The organism is Breoghania corrubedonensis (assembly GCF_003053845.1).
Lineage (GTDB): Bacteria > Pseudomonadota > Alphaproteobacteria > Rhizobiales > Stappiaceae > Breoghania > Breoghania corrubedonensis.
Genome location: NZ_QAYG01000011.1, coordinates 106,150 through 125,712 on the forward strand (window position 1 = coordinate 106,150; position 19,563 = coordinate 125,712).

The window sequence follows — 19,563 nt, forward strand, 5'->3', positions numbered from 1 at the left end:
CGCACACCCCGTGTCCGCCGTGGCTTTCGATCCAGTTTTCCAAGGCCTTTCGGGTGGTTGCACTCCGCGGAAAGATCCAAACCGGACAGCAGTGGTCGGAGCCGGCTATGACGGCTTCCGGTCGAGCCCGCCGCTTTCCAGCAGGGAGCGCACCGAATGACCCGCATCCGCCCCAATCCCCGCCGTCCTTACGAGAATGTCGCCGTCGCCGTTCCGGTCTCCATTCCCTATGTGCGCTATTCGGTGGAATCCGCGCACTGGTGGATCGCCCGTGCGTTGTCCGAACTGACGAAACGTGCCGGCATCCGCCCGGCCGATATCGACGGCCTGTCGGTTTCCAGCTTCACGCTTTCGCCCGATACCGCCGTCGGCCTCACCCAGCATCTGGGGCTGTCGCCCCGCTGGCTCGACAACATCCCGATGGGCGGCGCCAGCGGCGTCGTGGCGCTCAGGCGGGCCGCGCGTGCGGTGGAGGCGGGCGATGCCACCATCGTTGCCTGCGTCGGCGGCGATGCCAACCAGGTCGACAGTTTCCGCAAGCTGCTCTCCTCCTTCTCGCGTTTCGCGCAGGATGCGAGCTACCCCTACGGCTACGGCGGGCCGAACGGCTCCTTCGCGCTGCTCACCGACCACTACATGCGCAGCTTCGGCGCTCGCCGAGAGGATTTCGGCCGGATCTGCGTCGACCAGCGCACCAACGCACTCGGCTACCCGCACGCCATCATGAAGAAGCCGCTGACGATGGAGGACTATCTCGGCGCCCGCGCCATCGCCGATCCGATCCATCTGTTCGACTGCGTGATGCCGTGTGCCGGTTCCGAAGCCTTCCTCGTCACCACGCTCGATATCGCGAAGGATCTCGGCCTCCCGCATGCCCGTCTCGCCTCCACCATCGAGCGCCACAACGCTTTTGTGGACGATCCGATCCAGATGCGCGGCGGCTGGGCGGTGGATGTCGACGAGCTCTACGCCATGGCCGGCATGAAGCCCGACGATATCGATCTGGTCGAAACCTACGACGACTATCCCGTCATCGTGATGATGCAGTTCGAGGATCTGGGCTTCTGCAAGAAGGGGGAGGGGCCCGACTTCGTCCGCTCCCATTCCTTCACCAACGACGGCAATTTTCCGCAAAACACCTCCGGCGGGCAGCTTTCGGCCGGTCAGGCCGGCGCCGGCGGCGGCTATCTCGGCCTTGTCGAGGCGCTGCGCCAGGTGACGCATACAGCACTGTCAAAGCAGGTGCCCGACGCCCGCACCGCACTCGTCTCCGGCTTCGGCATGATCAACTACGACCGCGGGCTCTGTTCCGGCGCGGCCATTCTGGAGGGCGTTGCGCCATGACCGATCCCATCGTCCGTCCGCCCAAGAAGGACCCGCAGAAGGTCACCCGCCCGCCGGAGCTGCCGCCGCTCCAGCGAAGCCGCGCCGCGCTCGCCATGTCGGCCGCCGCCTCACGCGGCGCGTTCGAACTGCAATGCTGCAAAGCGTGCGGCGCGTGGATGTACCCCGCGCGCGATGCCTGCCCTGAATGCCTGTCGGTCGATCTCGCCTGGAAGCCCGCGCCCGACGGCGGCGAGGTTATCGCCGAGACGACCATCCGCACCACGGTCGATCTCTATTTCCGCCAGCGCACGCCCTGGCGCGTCGCCATGGTGAAGCTCGATTGCGGCCCCTCCGTCGTCTGCCATCTTCATGGCGATGTCGAGGTTCCGGGCCGGGTACGCATGACCGCGCAACTCGATAAGGGCGGCAACGCCGTCATCATGGCGCTGCCCGCGAAAAGGACGCCGAACATGGCCGACGATCCGGAATTGCGCGAACTGACCGCAAGCCCTAAGCACCGCCGCGTGCTGGTGACCGACGGGCGCAGCGCCGTCGGCCAGGCCGTTGTGGAGGCGTTGGTCAACGCCGGCGCCGCCCTCGTTTTCGTTGGTATCGCCGAGCCGTGGAAACCCTATCCCGGCGAGGATCGGCTGAAGGCGCACGAAAACGTCCAGACCTTCGCCTTCGATCTCACCGACACGACTTCCGTGCAGGATCTCGCCGGCGAGATCGGCGGCAAGACCGATATCCTGATCAATACCGCCGACCATGTCCGCCCCGGCGGCATTCTCTCCGCGCCGGGCATGATCACCGCCAAGGACTCGTTCGACGTCAACGTCTTCGGCCTGCAGCGGCTCGCCCAGGCGTTCGGCCCCGGCATGGTCGGGCGCGGCGCGGATGGCACCAACTCCGCCGCCGCCTTCCTCGATGTGCTGCCGGTCTACGCGCTCGCCAACACGCCCGATTTCGGCATCCATTCGGCAACCGCCGCCGCCCGCCTGTCGATGCTGCAATGCCTGCGGTCTGAAATGCGCGCCGGCGGCGTGCGGGTGATGAGCGTCTTCACCGGTCCCATCGAGGATGACTGGCGTCAGCCCGTGCCGCCGCCCAAAGTCGCCCCGGGGCAGATCGCCAAGGCCGTCATCGCCGCGCTTGAAGGCGGCATCGAGGACAGCTTCGTCGGTGACGTCGCCAAGGATGTTGCGACCCGCTTTCGTCAGGATGCCAAGGTGCTTGAACGGGAGCTCGGCGCATGAAAGAGACCACGACAATGAACGGCGATGCGCTGCTTTCGGCCCTTGCCTCGGGCATCCGGGGCGGCGGGGTCAGGGTGGTCGATCTCACCCACACGCTCGCCCCCGATTTTCCCGTCATGGTGCTGCCGCCGGAATTCGGCCAGTGCCAGCCCTTCCGCATGGAGGAGGTCTCGCGTTACGACGCGCGCGGGCCGGGCTGGTACTGGAACACCATCACCATGTCGGAACACGCCGGCACCCATTTCGATGCGCCCGCGCACTGGATTTCGGGTCGCAACCTGCCCGCCGGCACGGTGGACGATCTGCCGCTCGACCGGCTCGTCGCTCCTGTCGTGGTGCTCGACTATTCGGCCGAGAGCGCGGCCGACGAGGACTTCCTGCTGACCCGCGCGCATCTGGAGGCGTGGGAGGAGAAGAACGGCGCGATCGAGGCGGGCAGCTGGGTCCTTTTCCGCACCGACTGGTCGAAGCATCTGGGGTCCGACAAGTACCTGAACCTGCGCGCCGACGGCGCCCATTCGCCGGGGCCGGCGGCAGACGCCATCGAATTCCTGGTCAAGGAACGCGACATCATCGGCTTTGGCACCGAGACCATCGGCACCGATGCCGGGCAGGGCAGCCATCTGGAGCCGCCCTATCCGGCGCACTTCATCCTGCATGGCAATGGCCGCTACGGCCTGCAATGTCTCGCCGGTCTCGACCAGCTGCCCGCACGCGGCGCCATCCTCTTCGCCGCACCCCTGAAGATCCGCCACGGTTCCGGCAGCCCCTTGCGCGTGCTGGCGCTGGTGCCGGCGCCGGACGTGGTGTGAGTGTCTGCCTCGGAGTTGGTATCGGGTTGTGCGTCTTCGAACTCTCCCCGTCATCCCGGCCTCCGAGCCGGGATCCATGCCGTGAAGCATCCGCGCGGGAGAAGGCTGAAATGACAGGGGAGAGATCGGGTTGAAGAAGCTGACATCATTTTGGGGCCTGATACTGAGGAGACGATCTTGAGCGAACCCGCCTTCACAGCCGTCATCACCGGAACGAGTTCCGGCATCGGCCTCGATCTCGCCAGGCGCATGGTCGATCGCGGCTGGCGCGTCGTCGGCCTTGCCCGCAGCGCGCCCGACTTCGAGCACGAACTGTTCGAGCCTGTCAGCGTCGACCTCTTGGACGAGGCGGCGACCGCCGAGGTTGCCCGCGATATCGCTGGGCGCCACGCCGTCACCCACCTCGTTCACAATGCCGGCCTCGTCTGGCCGAACCTGCTGGAGGACGTGAAGCCGGAGGAGGTGGACGGCCTGATGCGGCTCCACGTCACCGCGCCGATGATCCTGACCCAGGCGCTTGCCCCCGCCATGCGGGCGGCGAAATTCGGCCGTGTCGTCTTCGTCACCTCGCGCGCCTCCATGGGCGTGCCGACGCGCACCGCCTATTCGGCCTCCAAGGCGGCGGTGCACGGCATGGCCCGCACCTGGGCGCTGGAGCTTGGGCCTGACGGCGTCACCGTCAATGTCGTGGCCCCCGGTCCGATCCTGACCGACAATTTCTGGGGTATCGTGCCCAAGGGCTCGGAGCGCGAACAGAAAATCGCCGACCAGTTGCCCGTGCGCCGGCTCGGCACGGCCGAGGATGTCTCGCGCGCGGTGCTGTTCTTCGCGGAACCCGAGGCGGGCTTCGTCACCGGCCAGGTGCTGTTCGTCTGCGGCGGCGGCAGCCTCGGCGGGCTGTCGCTTTAGGGGGCGGCGCGCCGGAGAAGCCGTGACATGCACGTGTGTCATCACGATCTCTCCTCCGCCCACCCCTCGATGTCATCCCGGCCGAAGCGAAGCGGAGAGCCGGGACCCAGTAAACGGGATGTCCGCATCCGGCAGGATGGCCGATCGCCGCGGTGCTTCCGTACCAGAGCCGCGAACCCCAACGGTTCCTGGGTCCCCGCTTTCGCGGGGATGACAACCGGGAGAAAGCGACGGAAAGGCGCGGATTTCGGACCCGATTCACCTCTTTGAAAACAGATCTGATGACATCGAAAAGCAGATGAGGAACGACCCGTGCCCCCTTTCGATTTCACCGCCGCCTTCGCCCCCGCCGACCGCACGCTCCCCCGTCTCATGAGCCTCCAGGCCGCCCGCTTCGGCGCGCGCGAATTCGTGGCCTTCGACGAGACCTCCTGGACCTACGCTGAAGCCCTTGACGTTGCCGCGCGCTGGGCCGGCACGTTGCGCGCCGCAGGTGTCACCCCGGGCGACCGCGTCGCGATCCTCAGTTCCAACCGCCCCGAAATGCTGGCCCTCGTCTTCGGCTGCGCCTGGGCGGGCGTGATCGCGGTGCCGATCAACGTCGCCTCCAGAGGGGTGCAGCTGCAGCATATCCTTTCCAATTCCGGCGCCCGGCTGCTGGCGATCGAGAGCGATCTCCTGCCGGCGCTGGAGACGCTCGACTTCGCCACGCTTGCTGTGGACAGGCTGTGGATTATCGGCGGGGGCGCGCCGACGCGGATCGCGTTTGCCGAGCCGTTGCCCGCTCCCGGCGAGGCGATCGAGCCGGCGCCGTCGCGGCCTGGCGACACCGCCGCCATCGTCTATACGTCGGGAACGACCGGCCCCTCCAAGGGCGTGTGCTGCCCGCACGCGAACCTCGTCTGGTGGGGCGCCAACACGGTCGATCTGCTGGGCCTTCGCGATGGCGAAAGGCTCTACACGACGCTGCCGCTCTTCCATGTGAACGCGTTCAACACCGTCTATCAGGCGCTCATCACCGGCTCCACTGTGCTGATTGGCAAGCGCTTTTCGGTCTCCGGCCTGTGGCCGGCGGTCCATGCCAATGGCGCGACGGCGACCTATCTTCTGGGGGCGATGGTGCCGATGCTGCTCTCAAAGCCCGAGACCCCGCTCGACCGCGCCCACAAGGTCCGCATTGCGCTCGGCCCCGGCGTGCCGGCGCAGTTTCACGAAACCTTCCGCGAGCGCTTCGGCTTCGGTCTTGTCGAGGGCTACGGCTCGACGGAGACGAATTTCGTCATCGGCGCGAGGCTCGGCGAGGCCACGGCGGGCACCATGGGCCGCATCCGCCCCGGCTTTTCAGCCCGTGTTGTGGATAGCGAGGATAACGAGGTGGCGGCGGGCGAGGCCGGCGAGTTGATCCTGCGCGCCGACGAGCCCTTCGCGTTCTCCACCGGCTATTTCGGCATGGCGGACAAGACGGTCGAGGCGTGGCGCAATCTGTGGTTCCACACCGGCGACCGGGTCATCCGCGACGCGGACGGATCGTTCCGCTTCGTCGACCGCCTGAAGGACGCAATCCGCCGGCGCGGCGAGAACATTTCCTCCTTCGAGGTGGAGCAGGTCGTCCAGAGCCATCCGGCGGTCGAGGCCGTGGCGGTTTTCCCGGTGAAGTCGGATCTGGCCGAGGACGAGGTCATGGCGGCGATCGCCTTGAGGCCGGGCGAGGTTCTGGCGGAGGCCGACCTCATCGAATTCTGCCGCCCGCGCCTGCCCTATTTCGCCGTCCCGCGCTATCTGGAATTCGTGAAGACGCTGCCGATGACGGAGAACGGCAAGTTGCAAAAGTTCAAGCTGCGCGAACGCGGCGTGACGGAGCGGACGTGGGACCGCGAGGCGCACGGAATATCGGTGCGCTAGGGAAACGACGAAGGTCAGCGGCAGGCGGATGGATCCTGACCCCCACCCGAACGGCTGAAGGAGCCGTTCGACCTCCCCTCAAGGGGGAGGTGGGCCGTGGGGCAGATCTCTTTTCTTAAATCCACCTGCAAAACCCGCCGCGATGCTCAGACCCTGCCGCCTTGACCCCCATCCGAACGGCCGAAGGAGCCGTTCGACCTCCCCTCAAGGGGGAGGTGGGCCGTGCGGCAAATCTCTTAATCCTAAATCCACTTACAAAACCCGCCGCGACGCCAAGGGCTCACCCCTCGCGTCCCCCTCCCCCTTGAGGGGAGGGGCCTGGGGTGGGGGTACCCTTGCTTGCTCCGCACCCCCGTCTCACGCAAGCCGCAGCTTCACGTCCACGTTGCCGCGTGTGGCGTTGGAATAGGGGCAGCGCTCGTGCGCGCCTTGGAGGATCTTTTCCCCCGTCTCGCGGTCGATCCCCGGCAGCTCCGCCGTCAGGTCCACCGCCAGCGCGTAGCCGACTTCGATCGGGCCGATGCCGACCTTCGCCGTGATCGCGGCATCGTCCGAAAGCGCCACCTTCATCTGGCGGGCCACCAGCTTCACCGCGCCGAGAAAGCAGGCGGCATAGCCGGCGGCGAAAAGCTGCTCGGGGTTCGTGCCCTCGCCACCCGGCCCGCCGAGCCCCTTGGGCACGGAAAGAGCGAGCGAAAAGCCGCCGTCCGGGCTCGTCGCCTTGCCGTCGCGCCCGCCGGTTGCGCGCATCTCGGTCTCAAACAGGATCTTGTCGGGCACCATCATCGAAAGGTCCATTCCTTGTCTCGTGTTGAAAAACGCTCAGCCGCCGCGCCCGTCGCGCACCAGCTTGCGGAAGTCGTCGACGGCCTGCTCGGGCGCCAGCGCGAAGCTCGGGCCGCGGCTGGGTTCCAGACCGTTCAGCGCCTTCAGTTGCACCCACATCTCCGCTGATTTCAGCGCCACCGCCGCGCAGTTGACCACCGGCGCGTGGCCGACCTTGAAGCCATGTTCGCCGCCGACCAGCAGCCCCGGCAAAACGCCGGCGGGGATGATCACGTCCGCCCCGCCATCCACCAGCGGCCTTGCGCAGTCAGTGAAATCGGCCAGCATGCGGGCACGGGCGGTTTCGTCGCCGGCAAAGGCTGCGGAAAAGTCCTCCGGCTTGCAGGCCATTCCGGCCACATGGGTGACGCGGTCGCGCAGACCGATGAGGTCGGCCTGCTCGCGGTGCCAGACTTCAAAAACGGGATCGAGCGTCACGAGCCCCAGCCGCCGGCCGAGCGTGGAGGCGGCAAGCAGCGTCGCCTCGCCGGTGCCGATCACCGGAATGCGCAGTGCGGAGCGCAGCTCGTAAAGGCCCGGGTCCTGGAAATGCCCCATGACCACGGCGTCATATCCGTCGGCCTCGGCCTGAAGCCCGTTGTCGACCGCCATGATCGCGCAGCGGAATTCCGCAAGCCGGCCGAAGGCGCGGTCGGGTGGCGACACGCCCTCCACATGCACGGTGGTGCCGGGCGCGGCGATCGCGTTCAGATAGGCCGAAAGCCGCTCCATGTAGGGGCGGCTGGCGGAGGCGTCGATGAAACTCTGCCAGAAGATCTTCAAAGCGGTGCCTTCCTCAATTCTCGCGTGCAGCGCTGTCGCACCAGTGTTTCGGGCCGAGGCCCTGGTCGGGACCGAGCGCGCTGAAGCCGCCGTCGACGGCGATGTCGCAGCCGGTCACCCAGCCGGCCTCGTCCGAAGCGACGAAGGCGACGACATTGGCGACCTCCTCCATCCGCCCGACGCGGCCGAGCGGGTTGACGTGCCCGCCGGCCGCATCGGCGATATCGCGCCGGCCTTGCGTCATCGCTTCCATCGGCGGCGACCACGTCCAGCCGGGCGAGACGGAAACGACGCGCATGCCCTCCGGGCCGAGAGCGGCGGCTGCGAGTTTGGTGAAGTGCATCAGCGCCGCCTTGCCGGCCGCATAGGGGCCACGCTCGCGCGAGCCGACCTTGCCGGAAATGCTGCCGATATTGACGATCACCCCGCCGGGCTTTGTGAGAAGCGCGCCGGCCTTCTGCACCAGCATGGCAGGGCCGACGATGTTGACGTTCAGCGTCTCCAGCCAGTCGTCGCGGCTGCTGTCCGGGCCCCGGTCGCGGTAGGAGCAGGCGCAGTTGACCAGGATGTCGAGCCGCCCGAACGCCGCCTGGCAGGCCTCAAGCGCCGCCTCGATCTCCGCATCGCTGCGCACGTCGAGATGCCGGTAGAGCGCATCGTCGCGTCTTTCGCCGCCGTTCAGATCGCGCGCGAGCGCCTCTCCGGCTTGATCCGCGATGCCGGTGACGAGCACGCGGGCACCGGCGCGGTGCAGGCGCCGGCAGATCGCCGCGCCGATCGAATGGGTGCCGCCGGTCACCAGCGCGACCTTGCCCGCGAGCGCCTGTCCTGCCTCAGCCATGGCCGCCCAGATAGGTGGTGATCAGCATCGGATCGTGGATGAGGGCATCGGCCGGGCCGGAGCGGACGATGTCGCCGGTCTCCATCACGTAGCCGAAATCGGCGGTCTCAAGGGCGGCGCGGGCATTCTGTTCGACGAGCAGGATCGAGACACCGTTCTCGCAGAGCGAGGGCAGGGTCGCCAGGATCTCGCGGGTGATGAGCGGCGCCAGCCCCAGGCTCGGCTCGTCCAGCATCAAGAGCTTCGGCCGCGCCATCAGCGCCCGGCCGAGCGCCAGCATCTGCCGCTCGCCGCCCGAAAGCGTGCCCGCCGCCTGCCGGCGCCGTTCCATCAGCCGGGGGAACCGGTCGTAGATCTCGTCCAGCGAGCGCTTGTTCTGGGCATGGGCACGGCGGTGGCTGTAGGCGCCGAGGCGCAGATTGTCCTCCACCGACATTTCGCCGAAGAGCTCGCGCCGCTCCGGCACCAGGCAGAAGCCCATCTCCACCCGCTGCTCCACGTCGAGGCGGGAAATGTCCTCGCCGTCGTAGATGACCCGGCCGGACGCCGGAAGAAGTCCGATGGCGGCATTCAGCAGGCTGGTCTTGCCGGCGCCGTTGGGGCCGATCACGGTCGCGATCCTGCCCTTTTCCACTTCCACCGAAACCGACCGCACGGCTTCCGCCTTGCCGTAGGAAACGGAGAAATCCTCGATTGCGAGCAGGGCCATCAGACGACACCTCCCAGATACGCTTCTTGCACGCGGGCATCTGCGCGCACGCTCGCCGGGTCGCCCTCGCACAGCTTGGTGCCGAACTCCATGACGACGATGCGGTCGACGAGCCCCATCACGAATTCCATGTCGTGCTCGACCAGCAGGATGGTCAGGTGCTCCTCGCGCAGGGATTTCAGCAAGGCCGACAGCGCCGCCTTTTCCTGCTTGCGCAGGCCCGCCGCCGGTTCGTCCAGCACCAGAAGCACCGGATCGGCGGCAAGCGCGCGGGCGATCTCCAGCACGCGCTGGTTGCCGAGCGGCAGGTTGCCGGCAAGCTCGAACGGCTTGTCGCCGAGCCCCACGCGCTCCAGCTGCCGCATCGCCTCGTATCGCGCGCGCTTTTCCTCCGCCGCATCGAGACCCAGCGCGCCGGAGAAGAAGCCGGCCTTCGTGCGGGCGTAGGTGCCCAGCAGCACGTTGTCGAGAAGCGTCATGTTGGGCCTCAGCTTCACGTGCTGGAAGGTGCGCGCGACGCCGGCTTCAGCGATCTTTCGCTGGCGGGCGCGGGTGATGTCGCGTCCGTCGAAGGTCACCTTGCCCGCCGAAAGCGGCATGGCGCCGGTCACCAGGTTGAACATGGTGCTCTTGCCGGCCCCGTTGGGGCCGATCAGGCCGAGGATCTCGCCCGACATGACCTCGAAGCTCACGTTGTTGACCGCCGCCAGCCCGCCGAAGCGTTTTTGCGCGGCTTCCACCTCCAGCAGCACCTTGCCCGGTGCGGGCTGCGTGCGGCGCGGCAGCGGTTCGGCCTCGGCGGGTCTCTCATGAACCACATCCGGCAGCAGGGCGGCGATATAGGGCACGATGCCGTTGCGCGCGCGCTGCAGGAACAGGATGAAGATCGCCGAATAGACCACGATCTCCAGCTGTCCGGCCGAGCCGGGGGCGATCAGCGGCAGGTAGTCCTGCACAGCGTTCTTCAAAAGCGTGATCAGCCCGCTGCCGACGACGGCGCCGGCGAGATATCCCGCACCGCCCACCATTGCCATCATCAGGTATTCGATGCCGCGCGTGACGTCGAACTCGACCGGGCTGATGAAGCGTCCGAGATGGGTGTAGAGCCAGCCGGAAAGGCCGGCGAGGATGGCGGCGATGACGAAGGTGGCGAGCCGGATGCGGAAGGCGTCGACGCCGAGCGATTCCACCATCGAATTGCCGCCGCGAAGCGCCCGCATGGCGCGCCCGACGCGCGAATCCAGCATGTTGTGTGCAAGCCACATCGCGCCGATGAGCATCGCCCAGATGAGATAATAGATCTGGTTGCTGTCCACGAGCGCGACGGTGCCGACCGAAATCGGCGGGATCGACGCGATGCCGCTGTTGCGGCCCAGCCCCTCGATGTTGCCGAAGGTGAAATAGATCGCGATGCCCCAGGCGACCGTGCTGATCGACAGGAAATGGCCTTGCAGCTTCAGCGTGATGGCGCCGAGCGCGGCGGCCACCGCGCCGCTCAGCACGATCGCCAGCACGAGCCCTGCCCAGGGCGAATAGCCCATGATGGCGCTCACCCAGGCGGTCGAATAGGCGGCGATGCCCATGAACGCGGTCTGGCCGAAGGAGACCATGCCGCCGATGCCGGTGAGCAGAACGAGGCCGAGCGCGATCAGCGCGAACACGCCGATATAGTTCATCAATGTGATGGTGAAGGGTTGCAGCAGGAACGGGGCGGCGGCGATCAGCACGACGGCGGCGATCGCGACGAGCCGCAGGGTGCGCGGGCTCATTCCTCGGTATCCTCTTCGGAGTGGACGGTCGTGTAGGAGCGCCAGAGCAGCACCGGGATGAGGATCGAGAACACGATCACCTCCTTGTAGGCGCTGGACTGGAAGGAGGCGAAGCTCTCCAGAAGGCCGACCAGAACCGAGCCGAGCGCGGTGACGGGAAAGCTGACGAGCCCGCCGATGATGGCGCCGACGAAGGCCTTCAGGCCGATGAGGAAGCCGGAATCGTAGAAGATGGTGTTGACCGGGGCGATCAGGATGCCGGAGACGCCGGCAAGCAGCGAGCCGAGCAGATAGGCGATGGTGCCGGCGCGTTCCGGCCGGATGCCCATCAGCCGTGCGCCGGTGCGGTTGATCGCGGTGGCGTGCAGCGCCTTGCCGGTCAGCGTGAACTCGAAGAACAGGTAGAGCAGGGCGGAAAACAAGAGCGCCGCGCCCACGATCATCACCGTCTGGCCGGGCACGAACACGCTGCCGAATTCGAAGGTGGCATCCGTCAGCGTTTCCGTGCGCACGCCTTCCGGCCCGAAGAACAGCAGCCCCAGCCCGACCAGCGCGAAGTGCAGCGCCATGGAGACGGTGAGCAGCAGCAGCACCGAGGCATCGGCGATGGGGCGGTAGACGATGCGGTCGAGCAGCGGCGCGACCGGCAGGATCAGCACCAGCGATAGCACGATGCGCAGCGCCATCGGCAGCGCGTGGCCGGCCGTCAGCCACACCGCGCCGGCGGCGGCAAGCGGCAGGACGAGATAGAACACCAGCGCCTTCGGGATCCGGCCGGGACTGCGCGCGCGCAGCAGCGAGACGACCTCGACCAGCGTGGCCAGCACGGCAAGCGCCGCGACAAGCCCGACCGTGCCCGGCACCTGCTTCAGTTCAAGGGCCGCGACGGTCAGCGCGGTGAAGGCGGCGATGTCGCCGAAGGGGACGAAGATCACCCGGGTCACGGCGAAGATCAGCACGAAGCCCAGCGCGATCAGCACGTAGATCGCGCCCGTGGCGATGCCGTCGACGGCCAGAATGGCGGCAATATCAGCGGTCATGGTGTCTCAAGGCTGGAGAAGGGGCCGGCGAGCCGGCAGGGGGCGAGCCGCGCCCGGCAGCAGCGGCCCCGTGCCCGCACGATGCATTCAGGTGGAGCGGGCCCCCGCGACCGGCCGGCCGCGGGGACGAGGCGTCAGGGCTGGTAGACCCACTTGCCCTCGACCAGCTTGACGACGACAAGGCTGCGCTCGTCGACGCCATAGCTGGAGGCCGGGGTGAAGTTGTAGACAGCGTGAACGCCTGGGAGATCCTTGGTGGTGAAGATGGCGTCGTTGAGTGCCTTGCGGAACGCCTGCGTGCCCGGCTTCTCCTCCTTCAGGGCCTTTTCAGCGGCATCGAGGAAGACCAACCAGCCGTCGAAGGAATATCCGGAGAAGCCGTCGGTCACCTGCTCGCCATTGTTCACCTTGGCATAGGCCTCGTGAAAGGCCATGCCCGGCTTCTTGGCGAAGTGGTCGTCGGGAAGCTGCGAGGTGACGACCACGGGGCCGGCGGACACCTGAATGCCCTCGACCGCAGCGCCGCCGACGCGGATGAAGTCGGCGTTGAGAACCGACGGCGTGCCGTAGAACGGTCCCTTGAAGCCGCGCTTTCTGAGTTCGATCAGCGGCAGCGCACCCTGGGTGCCCGAGCCGCCGTCGATGAAGGCATCGGGACGCGACGCCAGCACTTTCAGCACCTGGCCGGTGACGGAGGTATCGGTGCGCGAATAGCGCTCGTTCGTCGTCACCTTCGGGCCGCCGTCGGCTTCCGCCGCCTTGGCACCATCATAGACGAAATCGCCCCAGGCATCGTTGTAGCCGATATAGCCGACGGTCTTGATACCGTCGCGCTGCATGCGCTTGGCGATGACCTTGACCATCAGCGCCGGGGTCTGCGGCATTGCGATGGCCCAGCGCTCGCCGTCCTTGGCCGGCGTCACGTTGATCGGCGAGATCGCGATCATCGGCACGTGCAGTTCGTTGGCGACTGCCACCATGGCGATGGTGGAGGTTGCCTGCGCCGAACCGATCAGCAGATCGACGTGCTCTTCCTCCACCAGCTTGCGCGCCGCGCGGGAGGCGGCCGACGGGTCGGAGCCGTCGTCGAGGCTGATCAGCGTGATCTTCTCCCCGCCCACCTCGCTCTGGTATTCGAACGCGGCCTTGATGCCCTTTTCATACGGAATGCCGATCGAGGCGCCCGCGCCGCTGAGCGCGGTCACGAAGCCGACCTTGATTTCGGCCTGCGCCGCCGTCGCCGCCAGGCTCAGCCCGGCCACAACGGCGAGTGTCGAAGCGATTTTCTTCAAGATTGCCTCCACTGTCTGCCACCGGCGCGGATGCCCGGCGGTGAGGTTCATCTGGTCCCTTGATCGTCTGGAGATGTCGGCTTTCCGGATGTTCCGGCATGTTGGCCGGTATTTTGACCAATATTCTGAAAGGTGCGGCCCGCATCTTTGTGATGGCGTGCGGGTTCCGGCTTCGCGGTGGGAAGGTCGCGAACAGGTGCAGTGTTCTTCTGGTGAGCGAGCGCGCGATGCCGGCCCGCAATCGTTGCAACCGCCCCGGGGGACTCCACCCCGGCAGTGTCGTGTGTATCGGTCGGGCCGCGCCGCGAAAGAGCTTCGCGAAACGGCGTAAGGCAGGCAGGCGGAAGGCGCCGGTTGCCGCCTCATCGCGACCTGCCGAGCCGAAACCGCGTGGAGGACGCCGGACGGACATTCCAGGCGGGCATCGGGTCTCCGGGATGCGCAGACGCGTTCACCATGGGGCCTCCGTCAGCCGGTCCGTTGACTGTGCGCGATCTTGTAGCGTTCCCGACCGGACCGATATTTGAAGCTTAAAGTTAATTCGCGGTCGCTGTCAACAAAGCCGTGCTCCCGGAAGGCGCTGGATCATTCTCTTTTGAAATGGACAAATAAAATCAGATGTTTGTGATGGGCGCTCAAGCGCGCCGGAGCGGGCCGCTTTCCGTCAACGCTTGTGCTCCTGCTTGCGAAGACTAGTGCCGGAGCATCTTTTCGGTCCTGTGAAACTGGCAGCGCCGCCGCCAGACACCCTGCGTGCACCGTTCCAATGGCTGGTCGAACGACAATCGCCGGGCGGGTCCCGGATCTCCGAAGCTCAGGCTCAAGAACGACAACCTGAAGTATTCGGTGCGCCGGCATGGGAACTGCCACGACAATGCCGTTGCGGAGAATGCCCGCAACCGGCTCGAGCGAAAGCGGATACGGCGCCGGCTATCGATGCGCGGGGGCGAAGACAGGCAGGTTGTGTTCGATGACATTGAGATGTTCTACAATCCGCAGCCCGGGCATGTGAGGAGCGCGAAGCTGCCACCCGTCGCGTGCGAGGGCCGGCCGGAAATGAATGCTGCGGGTGTGCGAAAAATCCGGGGCGATTCAAACACAACGAAACGAAAACAAGCACTTCCGGCTAGCGCTGTGTCAGCCGACCGGAAGCCCATTTCAAGTCGACTTGAGGTTTTATTCACATGCGCGCTTTGAACTTGGATCAGATCCGGGCGTTCCTGGCCGTTTGTCGCAGCGGGGGCGTACAAAAGGCTGCGCAGCATCTGAATCTGACACAGCCGGCCGTCACGACGCGCATTCGCAAGCTGGAGGACAGTCTTGGTGTCTCTCTGTTCGAGCGGCAGATCTCGGGCATGAAGCTGACCAAACGGGGCGAGTTGCTGCTGCAATATGCCGAGCAGTTCGAACGGCTTGCCGATCGTGTGGAAGAAGTCGTTGTTGCGCCCGAGGGCATCGACCGACGCCTGCGGGTGGGGGCGTCGGAGACGGTTGCCCAATGCTGGCTGCCCGATCTCGTCTCCGCGCTTCATCGCAAATTTCCGCGCCTTGAAGTGGATATCAACGTCGATATCTCGGTGAACCTGCGCGCGGCGCTTCTTGCGCGCGAGATCGATCTGGCAATCCTGCTGGGGCCGATCTCCGAATACTCTGTCGACAATGTCACCTTGCCCGGCTTCGAACTCGCGTGGTTCGTCGCGGCCGACGCCGCCGATCCTGCGGAGGGAGCGCACCGGCTGTTTGAAGACAAGCCGGTCATCTCCTATGCCCGCAACACCCGGCCGTGGCGGGAGTTGAAGAGCCTGTTGTTCGATCGCGTCGGACCGGATGTCTCGGTCTTTCCGTCCTCGTCCCTTTCCGCCTGTTTCCGGCTCGTCGAAGCCGGGCTCGGGGTGGCGGCACTGCCGCGAGTCCTCGGCCACAAATTGGTCAGGGAAGGCAGCATCCGGGAATTCGATCCGGGCTGGAAGCCGAGCGAGTTGCGCTTCTCCGCATCCTATCTTGGCGACCCGCACGATCACATGGTCGAGGCTGCCGCCGAACTTTCTCAAACGATTTCAGAAGCATGGCATCTAGAGAATGATAGGAGAGGATCCGCAGGTGACGGAAAGAGACCATAAATGAAATTTATAAAGATAAGTAAAAATAATCAATTTGCGGTTATGTCGCGGATGCTCAACGCTTATAAAAAACAGGGGACATATAAGCGTGCTTGTGAGCTATCAGACACTGAGGGCGCGTCCTGCGGACGCTCAGCGACAGGCCATCCGACTTGGTGAATACCAGTCCCATACCGCGGGATTGGGCAAGGGATGTCTGCAGGCAAATGTGGTTATTACGCCGGCGGCCTATGCGCTCGACTTCATGCGCTTTTGCCAGCGCAACCCCAAACCGTGTCCGTTGATTGGCGTGTCCGATACCGGCAACCCGGACATGTTCACGCTCGGCGCCGATATCGATATCCGCACCGATATCCCGGCCTACAACATCTATCGCTATGGCGAACTCGCGGACACGGTCCCGGACATCCGGGCAATCTGGAACGACGATCTCGTTGCTTTCGCGCTGGGGTGCTCCTTTACGTTCGAACACGCGTTGCTCGAGGCCGGAATTGATGTCTGGCACATCAGCAACAATTCCACCGTTCCGATGTACCGGACCTCGATTTTCACGGTTCCGGCCGGCCCGTTTCGTGGTGGCAGCGTTGTATCCATGCGCATGATCCCGAGCGAGCGGGTCGACGAGGCGGTCGCCATTTCCTCCCGTTTTCCGTTGGCCCATGGATCGCCGGTCCACATCGGCGATCCTGCCGCGATCGATATTGCGGATCTCTCCAGGCCCGATTGGGGCGATCCCGTGCCGATGCCGGTCACGCACACGCCGGTTTTCTGGGCGTGTGGCGTCACGCCCCAAGCTATCATTCGCAATGCCAAGCTTCCGATCTGCATCACACACAAGCCGGGAACCATGCTTCTGACGGAAGTTCCCGACGATGCGGACGTACCTTTGTTCCAAAAATCATAAGACCAAAAAACAATCTGTACCCCAGAGGAGAAATACAATGAAACGACTGCTCGTTGCATGCGCTGTCTCTGCCGCTTTCACCTCGGCCGCAATGGCCGAAGATCTTTCCGTGGTCGGCAGCTGGTCCAGTCTGCCGTTGCACAACCAGTATGAAAAGCCGTTCTGGGAAACGACCCTCCCGGAAGCCTCCGCCGGCAGGCTGAAGGTCAATCTGACCACGCACAACCAGATGGGTCTGGGTGTCGGCGATGTGTTCCGCCTTCTGGGCGATGGCGTCTATGACGTGGCGATGACGGTTTCCGACTATGCGGTTGCGGACGCGCCGGAACTTGAAGGTCTCGACGTTCCACTCATTGCGCTTGATGCCAAGACGGAACACGCGGCAATCGATGCGGCCCGGCCGATGGTCGAGGAGATCTTCGAGACGCGCTTCAATGCGCATGTGCTGGCGATCGCGCCCTATCCCCCGCAGGTTGTCTTCTGCAACAAGGCGATCGGCGGCCTTGCCGACCTGAAGGGCCTCAAGATCCGCGCCTCGGGTCGCATGACGGCGAAGTTCCTGGAGGCCCTGGGCGCCGAAGGCGTCAATGTCGCCTTCTCCGAAGTCCCGGGCTCTTTGCAGAAGGGCGTGGTCGATTGCGCCGTGACCGGTGCCGGTTCGGGCTACAGCGCCGGCTGGTGGGAAGTGTCCTCGCATCTTCTGACCTTGCCGCTGGGCGGCTGGGATCCGGTCGTCACAGCCATCAACAAGGACAAGTGGGACAGCCTCTCGGCCGAGGATCGTGACCTCATTTCCACCCTGATCAAGTCGAAGTTCGAGGCGCCCGCCTGGGCGGCGGCCGACGGTGCGCTGGCCAATGACGTGGCCTGTCTGACCGGCGAGGGCGATTGTCAGTCCGGCGAGGCGCGCGCGATGGTGCTGGTTCCGGCGAGCGAGGCCGACATGGCGACGGCGCGCGAGATCCTGGAAACCGTCGTGCTGCCCGACTGGGGCAAGCGGGCCGGCAAGGATTGGGCCGAGCGCTGGAATGCCAGCGTCGGCAAGGTCGTCGAGGTTTCGATCCCGACCAATTGATCCTGACCGGTTTCGCCCAAGCCCTTGTCGATCAGGCGTCTTCGTCTGATCGACAAAGGCAACGCCAGACAGCCACTGCGCTTCAGGAGGTCTCTCGATGGCTCGCAAGACGCTCATTTTGCTGCGCCGGTTAAACAGGATCATCGCAATCCTGGTCGGCCTCATGTTCCTGGTCTGCGCGGGAACGGTGTTGCTCGATATCGTCTTGCGAAAATTGGGGGCCTCCTTCGGCGGAACCGATGAAATCACCGGCTACGTCATGGCGATAGCCAGCGCCTGGGGCATGGGCTTCGCGATGCTTGAGCTGGCCCATGTCCGCATCGACGTTCTGCGCGCTCAGGTCAACCAGCTCGGGCGCAGCATCTTCGACCTGCTGTCCATGCTGGTCCTGTCCGGCACGATCACGGTCATCGCCATGGGATGCTGGCCGGTTGTGGCGCGCTCGATCGCCAATGGGTCGCATGCCAACACACCGCTGGAGACACCGCTGGCCCTCGTGCAGGTGCCGTGGCTGGCCGGCTGGATCTGGTTCGCCTGCATGGCCTGGGCGACCTTCGTCGCCGCATTCGTGCTGGTTCTGCAGGGCCGGTTTGAAGAATCCGAATTCGCGATCGGCGCGTTCGCCGAACAGGAGGCCATGCCATGATCGCGTCCGTCGCTGCCGGCTTGCTTGGCCTTCTGTGTCTGTCGATACCGGTCGGGATCGTGCTGTTCATCCTCGGTTTCGGCATCGACGCCTTCTTCAGCCCGTTTCCACTGATCCGGGGTCTGGGCAACCTCGTCTGGTCATCGTCCAACAGCGCGACCCTGATCGCCATTCCGTTCTTTGTGCTGCTGGGCGAGATCCTGGTTCGAAGCGGATTGGCAGCGCGCACCTATACTGCGCTCGACCGATGGGTGTCCTGGCTTCCCGGCGGGCTGGTCCATGCCAACATCGCGACCGCGACCATGTTCTCCGCGACGTCCGGGTCCTCGGTCGCCACGGCCGCCACGGTGGCGACCGTGGCCATGCCGCAGGCCGAAAAACTCGGCTATGACCAGAAGCTGTTTTCCGGGGCGATCGCCGCCGGCGGCACCCTCGGCATCATGATCCCGCCCTCGATCAACCTGATCGTCTACGGCTTCCTGACGCAGACATCGATCCCGCAACTGTTCGTGGCGGGGCTGGTGCCCGGCGTCCTGCTGGCGCTCAGCTTTGTTCTTGTCGTCGGTATCATCTGTTCCATCAGGCCGGACCTGGGGGGCGAACGACGCGTCTTCCCGTTCGGGCAGATGATGCGGGCGCTTGGCGATCTGCTGCCGATCATCCTGCTTTTCACGCTCATCATCGGATCGATCTACAAGGGCTGGGCGACGCCCACGGAAGCCGCATCGGTCGGCGTCGGCGGCGCCATCGCGATCGCCGCGATGTTCGGCGGCATCAACGCGCGGATGGTGAGCGATGCCCTCATTGGCACGGTCAAGATCACGGCCATGATCATGCTCGTCGTGATCGGTGCGTCGTTTCTCAACTTCACGCTCTCGGCCGCCGGCATGGGGCAGGAGCTGCGCGACTTCCTCGAGGGGCTGGGCTTCAGCCCGCTGATGACCATTCTCGTGATCATCGCGATGTACGTCATCCTCGGCTTCTTCATCGAGACGCTGTCGCTGATGGTCGTGACCATTCCCATCGTCGTGCCGCTTGTCGTGAAGCTCGGCTACGACCCGATCTGGTTCGGCATCCTGATGATCGTGCTGATCGAAATGGCGCTGATCACGCCGCCGGTGGGGCTCAACCTCTATGTGGTCCAGGGCGCGCGCAAGAGCGGCAAGATGAGCGATGTCATGCTCGGCACGATCCCGTTCGTGATCGCGATGTCCCTGATGATCGTCGCTCTGGTCGCGTTTCCCGAGATTGCGCTCTATCTGCCGCAAGCTCTCGAATAGCGCGTCATCGATATCCGTTTTGAAACTTGATACGCGGCGGGCGCAGTCAGGCCCCGCCGGCGAGGGGAGGCTGT

Annotated in this window: 17 protein-coding genes; 10 read left to right on the top strand and 7 right to left on the bottom strand. The window is 65.4% G+C overall.

Annotated elements, in window-relative coordinates:
- Positions 1-156 precede the first annotated feature (156 nt).
- The 5 genes from C8N35_RS20725 (at position 157) to C8N35_RS20745 (ending at position 6,205) form a co-directional block, all read left to right on the top strand.
- Positions 157-1,344 (top strand): thiolase family protein, encoded by a 1,188-nt coding sequence (locus C8N35_RS20725; RefSeq protein WP_107991648.1) that lies wholly within the window; start codon positions 157-159, stop codon positions 1,342-1,344.
- On the top strand, positions 1,341-2,582 hold the full coding sequence (locus tag C8N35_RS20730) for an SDR family NAD(P)-dependent oxidoreductase (RefSeq protein WP_107991649.1): 1,242 nt from the start codon (positions 1,341-1,343) through the stop codon (positions 2,580-2,582). The genes C8N35_RS20725 and C8N35_RS20730 overlap by 4 nt, the downstream gene beginning before the upstream one ends.
- On the top strand, positions 2,579-3,394 hold the full coding sequence (locus C8N35_RS20735; protein WP_428977129.1) for a cyclase family protein: 816 nt from the start codon (positions 2,579-2,581) through the stop codon (positions 3,392-3,394). The genes C8N35_RS20730 and C8N35_RS20735 overlap by 4 nt, the downstream gene beginning before the upstream one ends.
- Positions 3,395-3,571: 177 nt before the next feature.
- Positions 3,572-4,303 carry an SDR family oxidoreductase gene (locus C8N35_RS20740; protein ID WP_107991651.1) on the top strand — a complete coding sequence of 244 codons (732 nt, stop codon included), beginning with the start codon at positions 3,572-3,574 and terminating at the stop codon, positions 4,301-4,303.
- Positions 4,304-4,615: 312 nt separating this feature from the next.
- Positions 4,616-6,205 (top strand): ATP-dependent acyl-CoA ligase, encoded by a 1,590-nt coding sequence (locus tag C8N35_RS20745; protein ID WP_245926892.1) that lies wholly within the window; start codon positions 4,616-4,618, stop codon positions 6,203-6,205.
- Positions 6,206-6,562: 357 nt separating this feature from the next.
- On the opposite strand, the gene C8N35_RS20750 is transcribed toward C8N35_RS20745, so the two are convergent.
- The 7 genes from C8N35_RS20750 to C8N35_RS20780 form a co-directional block, all read right to left on the bottom strand.
- Complete coding sequence (locus C8N35_RS20750; protein ID WP_170122205.1) at positions 6,563-6,988, bottom strand: organic hydroperoxide resistance protein; 426 nt, start codon at positions 6,986-6,988, stop codon at positions 6,563-6,565.
- Positions 6,989-7,027: 39 nt separating this feature from the next.
- Complete coding sequence (locus C8N35_RS20755) at positions 7,028-7,813, bottom strand: aspartate/glutamate racemase family protein (protein WP_107991652.1); 786 nt, start codon at positions 7,811-7,813, stop codon at positions 7,028-7,030.
- Between the two features lie 13 nt (positions 7,814-7,826).
- Complete coding sequence (locus C8N35_RS20760) at positions 7,827-8,654, bottom strand: SDR family oxidoreductase (protein WP_107991653.1); 828 nt, start codon at positions 8,652-8,654, stop codon at positions 7,827-7,829.
- Positions 8,647-9,363, bottom strand: coding sequence for an ABC transporter ATP-binding protein (locus tag C8N35_RS20765; RefSeq protein WP_428977130.1), 717 nt, complete (start codon positions 9,361-9,363; stop codon positions 8,647-8,649). Before C8N35_RS20765 ends, C8N35_RS20760 begins: the two co-directional genes overlap by 8 nt.
- Entirely contained in the window at positions 9,363-11,132 is a 1,770-nt protein-coding gene (locus tag C8N35_RS20770; protein WP_107991654.1) for a branched-chain amino acid ABC transporter ATP-binding protein/permease, read from the bottom strand. The genes C8N35_RS20765 and C8N35_RS20770 overlap by 1 nt, the downstream gene beginning before the upstream one ends.
- On the bottom strand, positions 11,129-12,172 hold the full coding sequence (locus C8N35_RS20775; RefSeq protein WP_107991655.1) for a branched-chain amino acid ABC transporter permease: 1,044 nt from the start codon (positions 12,170-12,172) through the stop codon (positions 11,129-11,131). Before C8N35_RS20775 ends, C8N35_RS20770 begins: the two co-directional genes overlap by 4 nt.
- Positions 12,173-12,306: 134 nt before the next feature.
- A complete protein-coding gene (locus tag C8N35_RS20780) occupies positions 12,307-13,464 on the bottom strand; it encodes an ABC transporter substrate-binding protein (protein ID WP_107991715.1) in 1,158 nt (385 codons plus the stop codon).
- Between the two features lie 1,184 nt (positions 13,465-14,648).
- Between C8N35_RS20780 and C8N35_RS20785 the strand changes: the two genes are divergently transcribed.
- From C8N35_RS20785 to C8N35_RS20805, 5 genes are all read left to right on the top strand, one after another.
- Positions 14,649-15,584, top strand: coding sequence for a LysR family transcriptional regulator (locus tag C8N35_RS20785; RefSeq protein ID WP_107991656.1), 936 nt, complete (start codon positions 14,649-14,651; stop codon positions 15,582-15,584).
- Between the two features lie 82 nt (positions 15,585-15,666).
- Positions 15,667-16,488 carry a putative hydro-lyase gene (locus C8N35_RS20790; RefSeq protein ID WP_210203634.1) on the top strand — a complete coding sequence of 274 codons (822 nt, stop codon included), beginning with the start codon at positions 15,667-15,669 and terminating at the stop codon, positions 16,486-16,488.
- Positions 16,489-16,525: 37 nt separating this feature from the next.
- Positions 16,526-17,563: a TRAP transporter substrate-binding protein gene (locus tag C8N35_RS20795; protein WP_107991658.1), complete on the top strand. Its 1,038-nt coding sequence runs from the start codon at positions 16,526-16,528 to the stop codon at positions 17,561-17,563.
- Between the two features lie 97 nt (positions 17,564-17,660).
- Positions 17,661-18,209 (top strand): TRAP transporter small permease subunit, encoded by a 549-nt coding sequence (locus tag C8N35_RS20800; protein ID WP_107991659.1) that lies wholly within the window; start codon positions 17,661-17,663, stop codon positions 18,207-18,209.
- Entirely contained in the window at positions 18,206-19,489 is a 1,284-nt protein-coding gene (locus C8N35_RS20805; protein WP_107991660.1) for a TRAP transporter large permease, read from the top strand. Before C8N35_RS20800 ends, C8N35_RS20805 begins: the two co-directional genes overlap by 4 nt.
- Positions 19,490-19,563 lie beyond the last annotated feature (74 nt).